Origin of the sequence: Aeromonas sp. Y311-2 (genome assembly GCF_027706025.1) — a bacterium.
Lineage (GTDB): Bacteria > Pseudomonadota > Gammaproteobacteria > Enterobacterales > Aeromonadaceae > Aeromonas > Aeromonas veronii.
This window is the reverse complement of record NZ_JAPDCL010000009.1, coordinates 33,467-50,379: the sequence shown is the minus strand read 5'-3', so window position 1 is coordinate 50,379 and position 16,913 is coordinate 33,467. Positions and strand designations below refer to the sequence as shown.

At 61.5% G+C, this 16,913-nt stretch carries 13 protein-coding genes and 1 tRNA gene; 6 read left to right on the top strand and 8 right to left on the bottom strand.

Going from position 1 to position 16,913, the window contains the following annotated elements; translation table 11 throughout:
• Nucleotides 1-3 precede the first annotated feature (3 nt).
• A tRNA-Met gene (locus OKC42_RS10390) sits at nucleotides 4-80 on the bottom strand.
• A 196-nt stretch (nucleotides 81-276) separates the two neighbouring features.
• On the opposite strand from OKC42_RS10390, the gene glgX reads away from it, so the two are divergent.
• Nucleotides 277-2,340: a glycogen debranching protein GlgX gene (gene glgX, locus OKC42_RS10385; protein WP_199428594.1), complete on the top strand. Its 2,064-nt coding sequence runs from the start codon at nucleotides 277-279 to the stop codon at nucleotides 2,338-2,340.
• A 94-nt stretch (nucleotides 2,341-2,434) separates the two neighbouring features.
• Here glgX and OKC42_RS10380 read toward each other — a convergent pair whose 3' ends face one another.
• The 3 genes from OKC42_RS10380 to OKC42_RS10370 all read right to left on the bottom strand — a co-directional run bounded on the left by OKC42_RS10380 (nucleotide 2,435) and on the right by OKC42_RS10370 (nucleotide 6,130).
• A complete protein-coding gene (locus tag OKC42_RS10380) occupies nucleotides 2,435-3,154 on the bottom strand; it encodes a hypothetical protein (RefSeq protein ID WP_042055862.1) in 720 nt (239 codons plus the stop codon).
• Between the two features lie 197 nt (nucleotides 3,155-3,351).
• On the bottom strand, nucleotides 3,352-4,989 hold the full coding sequence (locus tag OKC42_RS10375; RefSeq protein ID WP_005333463.1) for an ATP-dependent endonuclease: 1,638 nt from the start codon (nucleotides 4,987-4,989) through the stop codon (nucleotides 3,352-3,354).
• A gap of 262 nt (nucleotides 4,990-5,251) precedes the next feature.
• The gene (locus OKC42_RS10370; protein ID WP_005352438.1) at nucleotides 5,252-6,130 is read right to left on the bottom strand and encodes a helix-turn-helix domain-containing protein; all 879 of its coding nucleotides are present in this window, start codon (nucleotides 6,128-6,130) and stop codon (nucleotides 5,252-5,254) included.
• Between the two features lie 168 nt (nucleotides 6,131-6,298).
• On the opposite strand from OKC42_RS10370, the gene OKC42_RS10365 reads away from it, so the two are divergent.
• Both OKC42_RS10365 and OKC42_RS10360 read left to right on the top strand, forming a co-directional pair.
• Nucleotides 6,299-7,216 carry a DMT family transporter gene (locus OKC42_RS10365; protein ID WP_199428593.1) on the top strand — a complete coding sequence of 306 codons (918 nt, stop codon included), beginning with the start codon at nucleotides 6,299-6,301 and terminating at the stop codon, nucleotides 7,214-7,216.
• Between the two features lie 66 nt (nucleotides 7,217-7,282).
• Nucleotides 7,283-8,149, top strand: a complete 867-nt coding sequence (locus tag OKC42_RS10360; protein ID WP_199428592.1) for a LysR family transcriptional regulator — start codon at nucleotides 7,283-7,285, stop codon at nucleotides 8,147-8,149.
• 76 nt (nucleotides 8,150-8,225) lie between these two features.
• On the opposite strand, the gene OKC42_RS10355 is transcribed toward OKC42_RS10360, so the two are convergent.
• From OKC42_RS10355 to OKC42_RS10340, 4 genes are all read right to left on the bottom strand, one after another.
• The gene (locus OKC42_RS10355) at nucleotides 8,226-9,002 is read right to left on the bottom strand and encodes a TSUP family transporter (protein ID WP_199428591.1); all 777 of its coding nucleotides are present in this window, start codon (nucleotides 9,000-9,002) and stop codon (nucleotides 8,226-8,228) included.
• 199 nt (nucleotides 9,003-9,201) lie between these two features.
• A complete protein-coding gene (locus OKC42_RS10350) occupies nucleotides 9,202-9,957 on the bottom strand; it encodes a tRNA-uridine aminocarboxypropyltransferase (protein ID WP_199428590.1) in 756 nt (251 codons plus the stop codon).
• A 174-nt stretch (nucleotides 9,958-10,131) separates the two neighbouring features.
• Complete coding sequence (locus OKC42_RS10345) at nucleotides 10,132-11,343, bottom strand: ROK family transcriptional regulator (RefSeq protein WP_005333476.1); 1,212 nt, start codon at nucleotides 11,341-11,343, stop codon at nucleotides 10,132-10,134.
• 132 nt (nucleotides 11,344-11,475) lie between these two features.
• On the bottom strand, nucleotides 11,476-13,143 hold the full coding sequence (locus tag OKC42_RS10340) for a methyl-accepting chemotaxis protein (protein WP_199428589.1): 1,668 nt from the start codon (nucleotides 13,141-13,143) through the stop codon (nucleotides 11,476-11,478).
• Nucleotides 13,144-13,266: 123 nt separating this feature from the next.
• Between OKC42_RS10340 and OKC42_RS10335 the strand changes: the two genes are divergently transcribed.
• The 3 genes from OKC42_RS10335 (at nucleotide 13,267) to glpB (ending at nucleotide 16,893) form a co-directional block, all read left to right on the top strand.
• On the top strand, nucleotides 13,267-13,722 hold the full coding sequence (locus OKC42_RS10335; RefSeq protein WP_075115082.1) for a YchJ family protein: 456 nt from the start codon (nucleotides 13,267-13,269) through the stop codon (nucleotides 13,720-13,722).
• Between the two features lie 242 nt (nucleotides 13,723-13,964).
• Entirely contained in the window at nucleotides 13,965-15,638 is a 1,674-nt protein-coding gene (glpA, locus tag OKC42_RS10330; RefSeq protein ID WP_199428588.1) for an anaerobic glycerol-3-phosphate dehydrogenase subunit A, read from the top strand.
• Nucleotides 15,628-16,893 (top strand): glycerol-3-phosphate dehydrogenase subunit GlpB, encoded by a 1,266-nt coding sequence (gene glpB, locus OKC42_RS10325; RefSeq protein WP_199428587.1) that lies wholly within the window; start codon nucleotides 15,628-15,630, stop codon nucleotides 16,891-16,893. Before glpA ends, glpB begins: the two co-directional genes overlap by 11 nt.
• Nucleotides 16,894-16,913: the final 20 nt, after the last annotated feature.

Below are 16,913 nucleotides of genomic sequence, written 5' to 3'. Positions count from 1 at the left end.
AGTTGGTTGCGGGGGCCGGATTTGAACCGACGACCTTCGGGTTATGAGCCCGACGAGCTACCGAGCTGCTCCACCCCGCGTCTGAGGTCGCCAATAATAGGCGCCAGCGCACAGATTGCAAGTAAATATCTCAAAAAAAGTTTATTCGTAGATTAATCGGACAAATAGTGCGGTCATTAGCAGCATCATGCTGTTTTTTCAGGCAATCGAGTCCTTGCCAGGCATCCGGCACTACACTCAATAAGGTGAACACTCCTCATTTTGGGTAGGTAGAATATGCGCATCTCCGCCGGTCACTGCCGTCAGTTGGGGGCCACACCCGACAGTCACGGCGTCAACTTCGCGATCTGGGCACGCCTCGCCAGCCGGGTCGAACTGCTGCTCTTCGCAAGCGCAGACGATGTGACCCCCGAGGTGATCCCCCTCTCCCCGCGCCTCAACCGCACCGCCTACTACTGGCATATCCATGTGGAGGGGATCTCGGTCGGGCAACGTTACGCCTATCGCATTCAGGGCCCGTGGCGCCCATATGGCGGCACCCGCTTCGATGCCGAGAAGGTGTTGCTCGACCCTTACGGCCGCAGCATCGAGCTTGGCGCCCATTACGATCGATGGGCGGCGGCCCGTCCAGGCAGCAATCTGGCTTGTTGCGCCAAGAACAAGGTGGTCGATACTCGCTACTACGACTGGGAAGGAGACAAACTGCCCGCTCACTCCCTCTCCCGCTCGGTGATCTACGAACTGCATCTGGGGGGCTTTACCAAGTCCCCGAGCTCCGGGGTCGATCCGGCGCTGCGTGGCACCTATCTCGGGCTGATTGAGAAGATCCCCTATCTGCAATATCTCGGTGTCACCGCCGTCGAGCTGCTGCCGGTGTTCCAGTTCGATCCTCAGGATGCGCCCAAAGGACTCTCCAACTACTGGGGTTACAGCCCCATGTCCTTTTTCGCCCCCCATGCCCAATACGCCTGCGGCGATGATCCGCTGACCGAATTTCGCGACATGGTCAAGGCGCTGCACAAGGCCAATATCGAGGTGATCCTGGACGTGGTTTACAACCACACCGCCGAAGGGGGTGATGATGGCCCCACCTTCTCGTTTCGCGGCATCGACAACGAGGCCTACTACATCCTCGACAACAACCAGAAGGACACCAACTATTCGGGATGCGGCAACACCTTCAACGGCGCTCATCCGGTGGTGCTGCGGATGATCATGGACAGCCTCCACTTCTGGCGTCAGGAGATGCACGTCGATGGCTTTCGGTTTGATCTGGCGGCCATTCTGTCGCGGGATGAATCGGGTCAGCCGCAGGCCAATGCGCCTACCCTGCGCACCATAGATACCGACCCCAACATCGCCGACATCAAGCTGATTGCCGAAGCCTGGGATGCGGGGGGACTCTATCAGGTGGGGTCACTGGCCGGCGCCCGCTGGCGTGAGTGGAACGGCCAGTTCCGGGATGATGTGCGCCGCTTCCTGCGCGGGGATGACAACAGCGTCACCGCCTTTGTCGAGCGGCTGTGCGGCAGTCCCGACATCTACCACTATCACCACGCCGATCCCGAGAAAAGCATCAACTTCGTTACCTGCCACGACGGTTTTACCCTGTGGGACTGGGCCAGTTACAACAGCAAGCACAACGAGGCCAACGGGGAGGAGAACCGTGACGGCTGCGATCATAACTTCAGCTGGAACCACGGCCATGAAGGGGTGACAGAAGATCCCCAGATCAACGCCCTGCGGATGCGCCAGGCCAAAAACATGATGGTGGCGACCCTGCTCTCGGTGGGCTCCCCCATGCTGCTGATGGGAGACGAGCTGCTGCGCACCCAGCGGGGCAACAACAACGGCTACTGTCAGGACAACGCCACCTGCTGGATGAACTGGCTGCCCAATGCCCGCAGTCAGGAGATGTTCCGCTTTATGAAGGAGCTGATCCAGTACCGCAAACACCTGTTTCAGCGCCCGGAACAGGAGAGCATGCCGCTGTCACTCACCGAGATCCTGCGCCACAGCGAGATCTGCTGGCACGGGGTCAACGCCGGGCAACCGGATTTCAGCCCCCACTCCCACGCCATCGCCATGTCGGCGCTGTCGAGCGAAACCAAGCTGGCGCTCTATGTGCTGTTCAACGCCTACTGGGAGCCCCTCACCTTCAACCTGCCGAGCCCGCCAAAGGGGGTCGGCGGCTACTGGCGGCGGATCCTCGATACCGCCCTCCCCTCGCCGCAAGATATCTGCACCTTCGGCATGCCGCTGGAGGGGCTGACCCGGGAGTATCTCGCCCAGCCGCGCAGCAGCTGCCTCTTTATCTGCGGGGCCGACGATTTCTATTGATCGATTGCTGTGAATTGATAGTTGCGATTCCTGCAAGCCAGATATGCAAAAGCCCCGAGCCAAGGCTCGGGGCTTTCTCTTTTCAGCGCCAGTGTCAGATCAGCTGGTGCAACACACTGGTAGCGGCAATCTGGGCGATCAGCAGGCCACACAGGGAGGTGGAGACCACCACTGGCGCGGTATCACGCTGCAAATAGAGCGGGCTGAACCAGAGCAGCAGAGAGGCCACCAGCAACGCTGCCTGGGTCACCACCGCCGGGATCAGGGCATCAAGATTGGCCTCCCCCCCTTGCCAGCCCACCAGCACTGCCAGCCAGACAAGGCTGGCCATCGCCCCCACCAGACCGGCCAGCGGCAACAGGGTGTTGAATGCCTTGAGACGATGACGGGCCCGCAGCAGCATCAGGTGGGCAAAGGCCGCCCCCAGTATCGCCATCTGCAGCAGGCCGCTCACCCAGCCCTGCAGTTGCAGCAGCCCGATGCCATAGAGAGCGAGCGGCAACGCTGGTAGCCAGAGCAGTGTCGAGGGGACTGAACGCTTGCCCTCCAGCCGTGACTGAGCCAGTGACAAGCCGACGCCGAGCACCAGTGCGCCCCCACCACTCCAGATGAGCCAGCTGGCCGCCTTGGCCTCTACCGCCAGCATCAGGGAGAGCGCGGTAATGACCCAGATGGAGAAGAGCTGCTGACTGATGCGCGAGCGCTGGCCAGGGCAGATATCACCGCGCCACAGCACGATGCCGAGGGCGATCAGGGCGCCAAGCGCCATCAATCCGGTGAGAGGAAAGAGCCAAAAAGGGAGTTGGACGAACACGACGCCTCCAGCAGTAAAGATTCGAGGTGCGCCACCGGGGCGCCAGAGAGGGGCGAGTATACCCAAACCGGCGGCTATCCCCAATCGCGACAAACAATCGCGGGCAAACAATCCGGGGCAATTTGCGCCAGCAGGGCCCACCTTGAAGGGTGCCCTGCTGGCAGCCATGTCCATAGGGACGGGATACGGCGCTGGCTTTAGCCCTGACCGCGGGCCAGCGCCACCACCCGGGCAAACATCTGGCGGATCACCGGCGGAATATGCTCGGCGCCGAGCCGCTCCGCCTCTTCCACCACCGCCAGCGCCATTCCCGGCTTGCTGCGGTGATGAATAGCCTTATTGATGATGTGACTGGCGCTCCACATGGCACGCCCGCCCACCCCGGCTTCGCGGCGAAACACAGCTTCAAAACCGTTGTGATAGAGGTAGTGCTCGATGTCGGCGGCAGGGAGCTGGGTCAGTCGGTCCCGCTCCCGCTCTCCCTTGAGCTGGCCCCGGGCCGAGGTGGCATACTTGAGCCCCGCCTCGTCGCCATCGGTCAGCAGGTGCCACTCGATGCCAAAGTCCCGCGCCACCTTGATCAGCGGCGACTGGCCGCACTGGGCAAACTCGATGATCCGCACCCCTTCGGCCCGCAGACTGTAACCGCAGATCTGCGCCAGCTCGGAGAGCAGCCAGATCTCGGTCTCCCCCTCCACCAGCAGCCAGCAACGGGCAAACAGCGACATGGGGCGGTTGATCCGCACGTGGAAGGCGATCTTGCGCAGATCGTCGCTGCTGTAACGCTCGCCCCCCAGCTGGTGACAGAGGATATCCTGTTGACGGCGCACCAGCCGCCGCACCTGATTGAGAGGCAGGGAGGAGAGCAAGTCCCCCGAGTTGGTGGTGAGCAGCTTCTGGCCCGGCAGTTGTTCCAGCAGCCCCCACGCCAGCGCCAGCATGGTCGGGTGCAGCCGGCTCTCCGGGTCCTCCAGGATCATGATGGGACGGGCCCCCTCCTCCAGCTCGCGGTTGCCCCGCGCTTGCAACAGGGTAGCCGCCATCCCCGCCATCGCCAGCTGCAGCGCGCGGTTATCGGCGCGGCGCAGCAGGGTATGCAGGTTGCCCGGGTTGCGCAATGTCATGGGGCGATTGATGATGTCGCGCTGACTGCGTGGTTTGTTCTTGATGGGGGCTAGTGCGTTGAAGTAGTGATCCATCAGCTGGCGCACCGCCTGCAATGCCTCTTTGAGCTCCGGCTCGCCGATCCGCTGGGGTTCGTCGATCAGCTTGTCCGCCAGCTCGCTCAGGCGATGCTCGGAGAGATCACCCCATTGCAATGTCTCCACCCCGTTGCGAGCGGTACGAGCGTCCCGCAGCCGGAACACCGGGTTCATGGTGATGAGCATGCAGACCAGCTCGTGGGTGTTGGCGATGGGCAGGCTCTTGCCTACCCCGTCGAGAAAGTCGTGAATGGTGAGCACAGAGCCATCCGCCTGCAGCTCGGCGCTGGCGCGATAGTGAATGCGGTGGAATTTGTCCTTGTGCAGCACCCAGGAGGGGCAAAGACGGGCCAGCCGACGGGAGTGCTGACACATCTGGGGTCTGTGCTCACTGAAGGTGAGCACCAGTTGCAGGTGGCGCGCCGGGGCCAATTCGGGATCTTCCGGTTGGTGAAAATCCTCAGCGGTGAACTGATAGGGCTCGGCATCCTGCCCCAGCAGACACCAGAGGGCGCGCAGCAGGCTCGATTTACCCCAGGTATTCTCACCGATCAGCACCGTTGTCTGATCCAGCCCGAGCGACAGGCGATTTATACCGCGAAAACCTTTTACTTCAATACGTTCCAGAAACATCCAGCCATGTCCACATCATTGTGATGGGGCAATAGTGGCAAAGTTACCGGAAAAATCCTATCGCAGGCGGGGCTTTTTCAACGTGAACTGTGAGGCACTGCAGGTTCGGGAGGGGTAACAACAGCGGTGCGATCTTGCGGGGCATTCCAGTGGCTGAACCAGAGATGACGGGTACGGATTTGACGTTTGCGATAATTCAATGGGCATTCCTTTCAATGGATAAGTGGTAGAGAGTACACCTCTTTTGCCCAAAGTCTCAGGGTTATCTGTGACGAGAAGATGACAATTGCGCCCGCCACTGCCCCGGCGTCAAACCAAACGCCTCGCGAAAACGATTGCCGAAATGGGCCTGGGAAGAGAAGCCACACTGACTGGCGATACTGGCCAGCGGCTCAGGGCCGGCCAACAGCTGCTTGGCCCGTTTGAGCCGCAGCCCAAGCAGATAGCGGTGGGGCGGGCAGCCGAGACTCTGGCCGAACATGCGGGCAAAGTGATACTCGCTCAGCCCCGCCTGCTGGGCCAGCTCTGCCAGCGTGACCGAATCGGCCAGATGGGCCTGCAGATACTCCTGCACCCGCTTGATCACCACGGGCGCCAGCCCGCCGCGTAGAGGCGGCAAACCGGGAGCCTCCTCGGTGTGGTGGCGGTAGGCGTGGAGGATCAACATCCAGGCGCCGTGGGAGAGTGCTAGCCGATCGACCCCGTGCTGCCACTGAAGCTGCATCAACTGGCGCTGCACCAGCGAAGCCGCCTGCGGATCGTCGATAAAGGTCTTGTCCACCAGTTGCAGGTGGCGCCCCTCCTTGTCACACACCTCCTCGGCGATACGGGTGAGGTGAGCCGGGGTGAAGTAGAGATGAAAGAAGCGAAACTCTTCGCGCACCAGCCACTCGGATCTGTGGTGATCCGGCATAATGCACACCTTGCCGGTGCCGCCGTGGCCACCCGGCCCATCGAGTCGCTCGGTCTGCTCGCCTCCTTGCAGATAGACGCTCAGGGTGTGGTGGCCCGGCTTGTGATAGCGGGTCTGGTCATAGCAGTTGCGCCAACTGGCGACGCCAAGCCCGGGTTCGAGCCAGCAGGCGTCCTCCAGCCGGGCGCCGGTGCTGACCAGTGCATCAAATACCCCTGCTGTTTTCATTCGCCCCTGCCGCCTGTTCCGGTGTACATGTTATGCCGCTGCCATCCATCTTACCGACCGCGCCCGCAGATGACAGCGCGTGACGATGAAAAACCGCAAGATGGTGCAATCCAGCCATCAGGGCTCGCCCCATAGTGGGTCATCTCTCCCTGACTCACCGGAACTGTGATGAATCTGATGCTCTATCTTGCCACCGTGCTTATCTGGGGTAGCACCTGGATTGCCATCGCCTGGCAACTTGGCCCCATCCCCATCGAGGTGTCGGTGCTCTATCGCTTCCTGCTGGCAGCGGTTGCGCTGTTTGCACTGCTCACCGCCAGCGGCCGCTTTCCGCGCCTCCCCTGGCACGGCCAGCGTTACGCAGCACTGCTCGGTGCCCTGCTCTTTTCCACCAACTTTCTCTGCTTCTACCACGCCACCCGCTATATCCCGAGCGGCATGTCGGCAGTGATCTTTGCCAGTGCCAGCATCTTCAACGGCCTCAACCTCTGGCTGTTCGAGAACAAGCGCCCCACCCTGCGCTGGTTGCAAGGCTCTTTGCTGGGGCTCTTTGGCACCCTGTTACTGTTCTGGCCGGTGCTGGCAGATGCGCAATTGGGTGCAAACGGCTGGAAGGGGCTGCTGCTCGCCTGTTGCGGCACCCTCTGCTTTTCGCTGGGCAATCTGGTCTCGGCCCGGGGCCAACGCCACGGCTACCACGTACTGCAACTGGTGCCCTGGGGCATGGTTTACGGCGTGGTGCTGTTGCTGGGCTGGGTCATATTGCTCGGGCAGCAACTGGTGGTGCCGACCGATGGCCACTATCTGGCGGCCATGGTCTACCTCGCCCTGTTTGGCTCGGTGATCGCTTTTACCGCCTACCTGACGCTAGTGGGGCGCATCGGTGCCAGCAAGGCCTCCTACGCCACAGTGCTCTTTCCGCTGGTGGCACTTACCCTCTCCACCTTTTACGAAGGTTTTGTCTGGCAGCCGGTCTCGGTGGCCGGAGTGGTGATCAGCCTCATCGGCAATCTGGTGATCTTCGCGCCGCCCTTAAGCGAATGGCGCATTCGACCGGCCAAGGCAGCAAACGACCCTTGCTCCTGAACCAGTCAGCCCCTAAGGTAGCGCTCAATCTGTGACGATCCTGATGGCGATAAACAAGGGGGCGAGATGTTACTGGAAGGGCTGGAGACGCTGAGCCTGCTGGCAAGTGAAAGAACCATGGCCAAGGTGGCCAGTCGCCTCTATATCAGCCAGTCGGCGGTGAGCAAGCGAATTGCCCAGCTGGAGCAGCGCCTCGGCAAGAAGCTGATCGAGCCGGAGGGGCGCCAGATCCGCCTCACCCCGCAGGCCAAGGAGCTGCTGGAACGAGTGGCCCCGAGTCTGGCCGAAATGAAGGGGGTGCTGGCCGATAGCCAGGATCTGGCGGATCAGAGCCCCCTCCCCATCGCCTGCTCCGAAACCCTGCTGGCGGGTTATCTCGCCCACTTTATGCGCGACTATCTGGAGCGCGATCCCCACCTTGCCCTCTCCACCCACCACACGCCGGTCATTCTGGCACGGGTGCGCAGCGGCGATGCCCTGCTCGGCATCTGCGCCGGTCGGCTCCCTCCCGGCCATGGCCTCGGCGCCGATCTGCTGCTTGAGGAGCCCTTCTATCTGGTGGGCGAGGCGCAGCAGATCCTGCCGCCAGCCAGCGCAGAGAGCAGGCGCAAGATCCTCACCATGGATCTGGAGAACCCCTCCAACCGCTACCTGCGCCAACCGCTGGCAGATATGGGATTGGAGCCCACCATGGAGCTCGACTCCTATCTGGCGCTCATCGAACTCGCCAAGGCAGGCATTGGCCCTGTGCTGCTCCCCGCTGGCCTGCTGGGGCTGGTGGGAGAACAGGGGGAGATGGCGCGCCCACTGCCCGGGCTGGGCCGCCCCCTGCATCTGGTCTACCGGCCAAACAGCCTAAAGCGCGAGCGCATTGCCAGGCTGGTGAGCGCCCTGCACCAACACTTTCTCCACCGCAGCGACACGCCGCGCTAGCCGTGTAAAACACCTGATATGACAACGGGGCCCAAGGGCCCCGTTAACAATTGCGATGCGGCAAGCAAGGCGCACATCAGATCCAGGCAAACAACTCCGGATACTGGCTCCACACCAGCTTGGCAGACATCAGCAAGGAGACGGTCACCAGCAGCGGCTTGATCAGCTTCACCCCTTTTTTCAGCACCATCTTGGAGCCAAAGCGGGCGCCGATAAACTGCCCCAGCGCCATGCAAAAACCGACACTCCACACCACCTTGCCACCGAGCGCAAAGAACAGCAGGGAGGCGATATTCGAGGTGAAGTTGAGCAGCTTGGTATGGGCGGTGGCCCGCGCCATGCCAAACCCTGCCAGCGCCACGAAACCGATGGCAAAAAACGAGCCTGTGCCCGGCCCGAAAAAGCCGTCATAAAAGCCGACGCCGCCCCCCACCAGCAGCGCAAACAGCATGGGAGTCAGACGGCGGGAGCTCTCGGCATCGCTTACCCGCGGCGAGAAGTAGAAGTAGCAGGCAAAAGCCATCAGCAGGAAAGGGAGCAGGCGCTCGAGAATGGCGGCGTCTATGTTCTGCACTGCCAGCGTGCCGATAGCCGCACCGATAAAGGTGCAGATCACCGCAGGCCAGATCATGGCCCACTCAAGCAGCCCCTTGCGAGCATAGAACCAGGTGGCAGAGAAGGAGCCAAAACTACTCTGCAGCTTGTTGGTGCCGAGCACCAGCGCGGGGGGCATGCCGGTGGCCAGCAGGGCCGGTACCGTCAACAGGCCACCGCCACCGGCGATGGCATCGATAAAGCCGGCGACAAGCGCTACACCGAACAGGGCAAACAGGGTAACCAGTTCCAATTCCATCCATAGACCTCACGAGAGTGGGTTGCCCGAAGGAGCAACCGGATATAACCAAAACGACGTTGTGCGGGGGGCTGCACAGGCTGTCCGCTATCCTAACGGGCCACTGACCATGAATCTAACGAAACAGTGGCAGCCAATTGATTCCTGATTTTCATTGATTTGAGCTATCAGGCCCCTGCCTCCTCAGAAGAGGGCCCCGTTAGCAAACCGTTGAAGCGACGTTCGCTTCCTTGATGGCCGCCAGCGCCTCACAGAGATGATCCTCATCGGCACCGGGGAAACGGCTGACCCGACCGGCCATGTAGCGGCTGCTGAACAAGTTGAACCAGTGCTGCAGTGCCTGCCCTGCCTTGAGCTCTCCCGCCACTTCCAGCACGCAGGCCGCCACTTCGGCGGTGCAGAGGTGCTCCTCGCTGTTGGCCACCCGCATGCCGTAGGTGGAGAGCGCATCGGGTTTGATGGCGAGCACCGGAAAACCGTCCAGGTAGGGGCTCTTGTTGAACATCTTGCGCGCCTCCGGCCAGGTGCCATCGAGCAGGATAAAGAGCGGTTTTTTACCCGGTGCCAGCGTCACCTCGCCGGTCAGGCGGGCAGGCTCCTTCTCGCAAGCGGGAAAGACCACATAGGGCTGCCAGGCGGGATCGGCCAGCAGGGCCAGCAACTCTGGATGGGGCTGGGTACGTGACCAGAGAAAGGCCCAGGTGGTATCCGGCAACACATCGGCGATGAGACGGCCGGTGTTGGAGGGCTTCATCGGCTCGCTGTCATACATCAGCAGGCAGAAACCGGCCTCCGCTTTGAGCTCGGGGCGCCACTCGCAGGCACACCAATCCTCGCGCAGCTGACAAGCCGGGCAGCGGGCCAGGGTGCCGCCACGGGCAAGAAACGGTCGGGTAGAGATACTCTTGCGCCAAGCCCGCAGGCGGTTGACGGCGTGATCAGGAACAGGCTTCATCTAGGTTCACAACTGGAGTCAAAACAGGAACGGCAGCGGTGCCAACAAGTCACGGCGCCACAGGGCCCGATAACAGGGGGACTGCCGGAAAAGCGCAAGATTGTACCGAGTTACGCGCTGGCGGAACAGCAATCCCTGCCCTTTTCGCCAGACACTGCGCCAACTCCTCTTGTCTTACGACTCCTGACAGCTGCGCAGCAGCTCCAGCAACAGGCTGCCATCGCGCAGCGCCTTGTGCACCTGCACCGAAGTGGGCTTGGTGGGATCTTCGTAGAAGTGGGTGGATTCAATCTGCAGCCGAACCAGATATTCGGCGGGCAACTGGCTGGCCAGCGACTGGTGCAGCATGGGGAACAGCAGCCGATCGGCACGGGTGATCTCGCCCCCGAGCAGCAGCTTGCCCGGATTGAGCAGGCAGATGAGATTGGAGAGCACCTTGGAGAGGCGACCTGCCGCCTGATGGAGAATATCCTGACAAAGGCTGTTGCCTGCCAGCGCCAGCTCGCACAGCTCGCGGATGGTGACGCTCTCGGGCAAGTCGTGTTCCTGCATCCGCTCGCGCAGATCCCGGTATTGCGCCTCCAGCGCCTGATTGGTCACCAGGGTGCAGGCGCAGCCAAAACCGCCGCAGTAGCAGCGCTGGCCATAGGGCTCGAGCTGCAGGTGGCTGAGATCCCCGAGCAGCGCATTCTCGCTCTCGATAAGCTGACCATTGACCACCATGCCGACCCCGATGTCGTTGTGGACAAACACCAGCACCGCGTCGGCGCAATTTTTGGCGGCCCCCCACTCCCGCTCGGCCTGGATCCAGGTGCGCACGTCACCGCTCACCAGCACAGGTACCGAGAACGCCTGTTGCAGAGTCGGGCCAAGGGGCCAGTTGCGCAGATCGTAGAAGGGGAAGTGCTTGACCATACCGGAGTGGCGCTCTACCTGACCCGGCAGACAGAGGGCGATACAGGCCAGACTGAGAGATTTTCTCGGCAAAAACACCTTGATGGCGTGTACCAGACTGCCCAGCAGATCGGCGCGCTCCTCCTCGGTAAAGAGGTGGCGCTGGCGAGCCAGCGAACGGCCGGAAAAGTCAAACAGCGCCATATCCACGTAGCCACGGCCGAGACGCATGGAGAGAAACTGGAAGCGGCGTTCGTTGATGCGCAGCAAGGTCTGACGACGGCCGCGCCCCACTGAACTTTCACCACAGGTGACCACCAAACCGCCATCGAGCAGTTCCCTGGTGATCTTGGTGATACTGGCAGGCGAGAGGCCGGTCAGGCGGGAGAGATCGGTGCGCGACAGCTCCTTGTGCTCTTCCAGGCTGGCATAGACCAGGCCGTAGTTGAGCTGCCGGATCAAATCGATACTACCTTTCACGATCTCATTCATAGGGTATGGGGCAAAGGCTGAAAAAAAGAGGCTGGCAATTTTCACACATTATTGGTCAATCCCCAAATAAAGTGCGGCCTGAACCGGGGGTCAGGCCGCATCTTGTGGTTGCCGTCACGGACCCAGGCAGGATCAATAACGGAATTGCGATACCAGTTTGCGCAATTTGTCGCCGGTACTGGCCAGATCGCGGGTGGTGCTGTTGGATTCCACCGCCGCGCTGGTCAGCTCGCTGACAATCTGCTGAATGGCCACCAGGTTCTTGTTGATCTCCTCGGAGACCGCGTGCTGCTCCTCGGCGGCGGTGGCGATCTGGATGTTCATGTCGTTGATGGTACTGACCGCCATCACCATGCTGTCGAGGGAGCTGGCGATATGGCTCGCCTCCTGCACCGTCTCCTGGCTGCGATCCTCGCTCGCCTGCATCACCTCCACCGCCTGCTTCACCCCGCCCTGCAGACGTTGCAGCATCTCGTTGATCTCTTTGGTGCTCTGTTGGGTACGGCCGGCCAGCGAACGCACTTCGTCCGCCACCACCGCAAAGCCCCGCCCCTGCTCACCGGCACGGGCCGCCTCAATAGCGGCGTTCAGCGCCAGCAGGTTGGTCTGCTCGGCAATGCCGCGAATGACCTCCACCACAGAGCCAATCTTGGCGGTCTCTTGCGCCAATTGCTCGATAACGCCGGAGGCGGTATGTACCTCCCCCACCAGCCGGTTGATACTGTTGATGGCCCCGCTCACCACACCTCGGGCGGCGTCCGATTCACGGGCCGCATCGCTGGTTGCCGTCGCGGCATTGGAGGCACTGGCCGCCACCTCCTGCGCGGTGGAGCTCATTTCGGTCACCGCTGTGACCACCTGATCGGTCTCGCGGCTGTGGCCCTGCATCTGATGGTCATAGTGCTCGCTCAGATGGTGCAACTTGTCGACCGCGCTAAAGAGGTGGTTGCTGGTCTCGCCCACCTGACTTACCACCGACTGGATCCGCTCGACAAAGCGGTTGAAAGCGCTGGCCAGCTGGCCAATCTCGTCCTGACTCTGCACCTTGAGACGCTGGGTCAGATCCCCGTCGCCGTTGGCAATATCGTTCAATGCCAGCACCGCATCCGCCAACGGCTTGGTGACCCGGTTGCCCACAATGACGGTCGCCGCCAGGGTGATACCCAGGATCAGCAGGATCACCAGCACACTGCTCTGCAACGAGGCATGCATGTTGCTCTCGCGCTCTGCCCGCAAGGCCGCAAGTTCGTTGTCGATATCATCGATATAAAAACCGGTACCAATAGCCCACTGGTATTTGTCCAGCACCAGAGTAAAGGCCAGCTTGGGGGCATCGCGACTGATGGAGGGCTTGGCCGTCCAGTATTCGGTAAAACCATCCCCCTGACGGGCCGACTTGAGGATCTCCTGGATCAGCAACTTGCCCTTGGCATCCTTGTCGTTCCAGCGGTTTTTCCCCTCCAGCTCGGTACGCACCGGCAACAGTATGGTGTTGCCCTCGAAGTCATAGACAAAGAAGTAGCCGTCACTGCTGTAACGCAGCGGCCTGAGCAACTCTTTGACCTTTTGACGATTTTCCGGAGAATCCGGCAGGGAATACACGGCATCGACGGCGGTTTTGGCCATCATGATGTAACTGCTGAGCAGCGCTTTACGCTCCTTGATGGCATTTTCCCTCGCCACCACCAGATCAGACTCCAGATCGCGCTTGGAGACCATGTAGTTACTGAGATTGACCACCAGGGCCATCAGCAGCACGGGTACTGCACCCAGTAACAGGATTTTCTGCTTTAGCGTCATCTTTCACATCCTTGCAGCTGTTTTTATTGGAATTCCTTGCTTACTCATCAGTATAGGTGCTGGCAGGGCGAGCCCAGCTTTCGTTACAATTCCCTTAAACAAATCGGCCAGAACGTAAAAATCATGAATCTTTGTCCTTGCGGCTCAACCCTTTCTCTCGAATTGTGCTGTGGCTCACGTCACAGTGGCGCTGTGGCTGACACCCCGGAACAGCTGATGCGCTCGCGCTACAGCGCTTTTGTGCTTGGTCTGGGGGAGTATCTGGTCCATAGCTGGCACCCGGCCCACCTTGGCGGCCTCACCGCCGAAGAGCTTTCACGCATCGACACCCGCTGGGATGGTCTCGAGATCATCGCCAGCCAGGGTGGCCCGGAGGATGAAACCGGGATGGTGGAGTTCAAAGCCTGGTTTCTGGAAGGGGATGAGCGTCACTGCCTCCATGAGCGTTCTCGCTTCGTGCGTTATCAGGGGCGCTGGGTCTACACCGAGGGAGAGCAGGATCCAGCCCCCCTCAAGGCAGGACGCAACGATCCCTGCCCCTGTGGCAGCGGCAAAAAGCACAAGAAGTGCTGCGGCTGACGCATCACACCCCCACCAGACTCGTCAAACAGTGACAAGGGGCATCCGATGCCCCTTTTTTGTGCCTGTTATTCGCCAACAGCCTACAAACCGATGCGATAACAAGCGTGACAAATGTCACATAATGCTCATTAACGCGCGAGCAAATGAGCGTTTGCGAACGCAAATTTGGCCCATATCAAACATTTCCACTCAGAAGTAGGCCACACTGGCCTCATCTGGAAGAGATGAGACGGGCAACAATGAAAAGAATAACTACACAAGTCGTCATCATAGGCGGCGGTGCCACAGGGGCCGGCATCATGCGCGATTGCGCACTGCGCGGCATCGACTGCATCCTGCTCGAGCGCGATGATATCGCCGCCGGCACCACCGGCCGCAACCACGGCCTGCTCCACTCCGGTGCCCGCTACGCGGTAACGGATCAGGAGTCCGCCCGCGAATGCATCCAGGAAAACCGCATCCTCAAGCGGATTGCCAGCCACTGTGTCGAGGACACGGGCGGCCTCTTCCTCACCCTGCCGGAAGATGACATCAATTTCCAACGCACCTTTATGGATGCCTGCGCCCTGGCCGGTATCGAAACTCGCCAACTTGATCCCCGCGAAGCGCTGCTGCTCGAGCCCAATGCCAACCCGGCGATGATCGGCGCCATCCATGTGCCGGATGGCACGGTCGACCCGTTCCGCCTTGCTGCTGCCAACGTGCTGGACGCCAAAGAGCACGGCGCGCGCATCTTTACCCACTGCAAGGTGCTGGGGCTCTTGCGCACGCAAGATCGGGTGCACGGGGTCAAGGCCATCAACACCCGCACCTGCGAAGCGTTCGAGGTGGAGTGTCAGGAGGTGATCAACGCCGCCGGCATCTGGGGCCAGCAAATTTGCGAATACGCCGATCTCGGCATCCGCATGTTCCCGGCCAAGGGCTCCCTGCTCATCATGGATTACCGCATCAACCAGCTGGTGCTCAACCGCGCCCGCAAACCGGCGGATGCGGACATTCTGGTGCCGGGCGATACCATCTCCCTCATCGGCACCACCTCCAGTCGCATCGATTACAACAAGATTGACCAGCTCACCGTCGAACCCGAAGAGGTCGAAGTGTTGCTGCGCGAGGGGATCAAGCTCGCTCCCATCATGGCCCGCACCCGTCTGCTGCGCGCCTACGCCGGGGTGCGCCCGCTGGTGGCGGTGGACGGTGACGACACCGGCCGCAACATCAGCCGCGGTATCGTGCTGCTCGATCACGCCGAGCGGGATGGTCTCAAGGGCTTCAACACCATCACCGGCGGCAAGCTGATGACCTACCGCCTGATGGCTGAGTGGGCCACCGATCTGCTGGCCAAGAAACTCGGTAACAGCAAGCCCTGCCAGACCGCCGAACTGAGCCTGCCCGGCTCGCGGGATCCGGAAAAGGTCTCCGCCCCCGGTCTCTCGGTGCCGGTCGAAGGCTCAGCCCAATACCGCCACGGCGAGCGGGTCATCGCCTTCTTCCGTGACAATCCCAAGGCCAACGCCCTGATCTGCGAGTGCGAAATGGTCACTGCGGGCGAAATCGAATACGCCCTGCGCGAGCTGGATGTGGACAACCTCATCGATCTGCGCCGCCGCACCCGTCTGGGAATGGGGCCCTGTCAGGGCGAGCTGTGTGCCTACCGCGCCGCCGGCCTGATGCAGGAGTATGGCAAGGCGGACGGTCGTCAGGCCTGCGTCATGCTGCGCCAGTTCCTGGAAGAGCGCTACAAGGGAACCCGCCCCGTCCTGTGGGGTGATGCCCTGCGCGAGGCCGAGTTCACCTACTGGATCTACGAAGGGCTGTTTGGCTTGGGGGAATGGACGGCGCCACAGCTGGTCGCCGATACCCCACGCGACCCAACCAGCGAGACCACTCACAAGGAGAGCCGTCATGAAGTTTGACAATATCGTTATCGGCGGTGGCATGGCGGGACTCTCGGCTGCCCTGCGGCTGGTGGAGGCGGGCCAGAAGACTCTGCTGATGGCCTCCGGCCAGAGTGCCCTGCACTTCTCCTCCGGCTCAGTCGATCTGCTCGAAAGCGAGGGAGATCCCCGCGCGACGCTGCCTGCATTTATGGCAGCCCATCCGGATCACCCCTACAGCAAAGTCGGAATGCAAAATATCGAAGCGAGCCTGGCCGATCTGCAGCGCCACTGCGCCGAACAGGGATTGCCTCTAGTGCGCCACGACACCAATCACCAGCGCCTGACCCCCATCGGCACCCTCAAGCGTACCTGGCTCTCCCCCGATACCTGTGCCTGCGTGACCGATGCGCCGATCCCGGACGTGCTGCTGCTGGCCACCCTCGAGGGCTTTCGTGACTTTCATCCGGCACTGGCGGCCGCCAATCTGGCGACCCATCCGCGCTTTGCCCACTGCCGCATTCTGACTGGCGAAATCCGCCTGCCCCAGCTGGCGGAATTCAGCCGCAATCCCCACGAGTTTCGCTCAGCCGATATCGCGCGCCTGTGTGACAAGCATCATCTGGTGGCCGATCTGGCCCGCGAGATCAGCCGCATGGTGCAGGAGAGCGGCGTACCCGGCTGCCGCCATATCGTGCTGCCCGCCTGCCTGTCGTTGGGGCTGGTAGGCCCGCGTCTGGCGGAGCTGGAACAGCGTACCGGCTGCACCATCAAGGAGGTGGCCACCATGCCGCCGTCTCTGATCGGAATGAGAATGCAGGAGGCGCTCAAGCGCCGCTTTATGGCCCTTGGCGGCACCTTCCTCACCAGCGAGCGGGTGCTGGGCGCCCGCTACGACGGTGACCGGGTGGTCGGCGTACATACCCAGAATGGCGATGATCAGCTGTTCGAGGCGGACAACTTCGTGCTCGCCTCCGGCAGCTTCTTCAGCCGTGGGCTGGAGTCCCGTCTGCGTGGCATTCGCGAGCCCATCTTCGATGCCGATGTGCTGAGTCTGGAGGAGCGTGACGCCTGGGCCGGTCGCCGCCTGTTCGACCATCACCCTTTCATGGGCTTCGGGGTCAAGACCGACAACAAACTCAGAGTGCTGCGTGGCGGCAAACCGCTCACCAACCTCTATGGCGCTGGCAGTGTCTTGGCCCATTACGACCCCATTAAAGAGGGCTCAGGCTCCGGCGTTGCCGTTGCCACCGGCTGGCAGGCTGCCGGCCATATTCTGGGCGCGGCCCAATGATTACTACGTCCCATATCCCG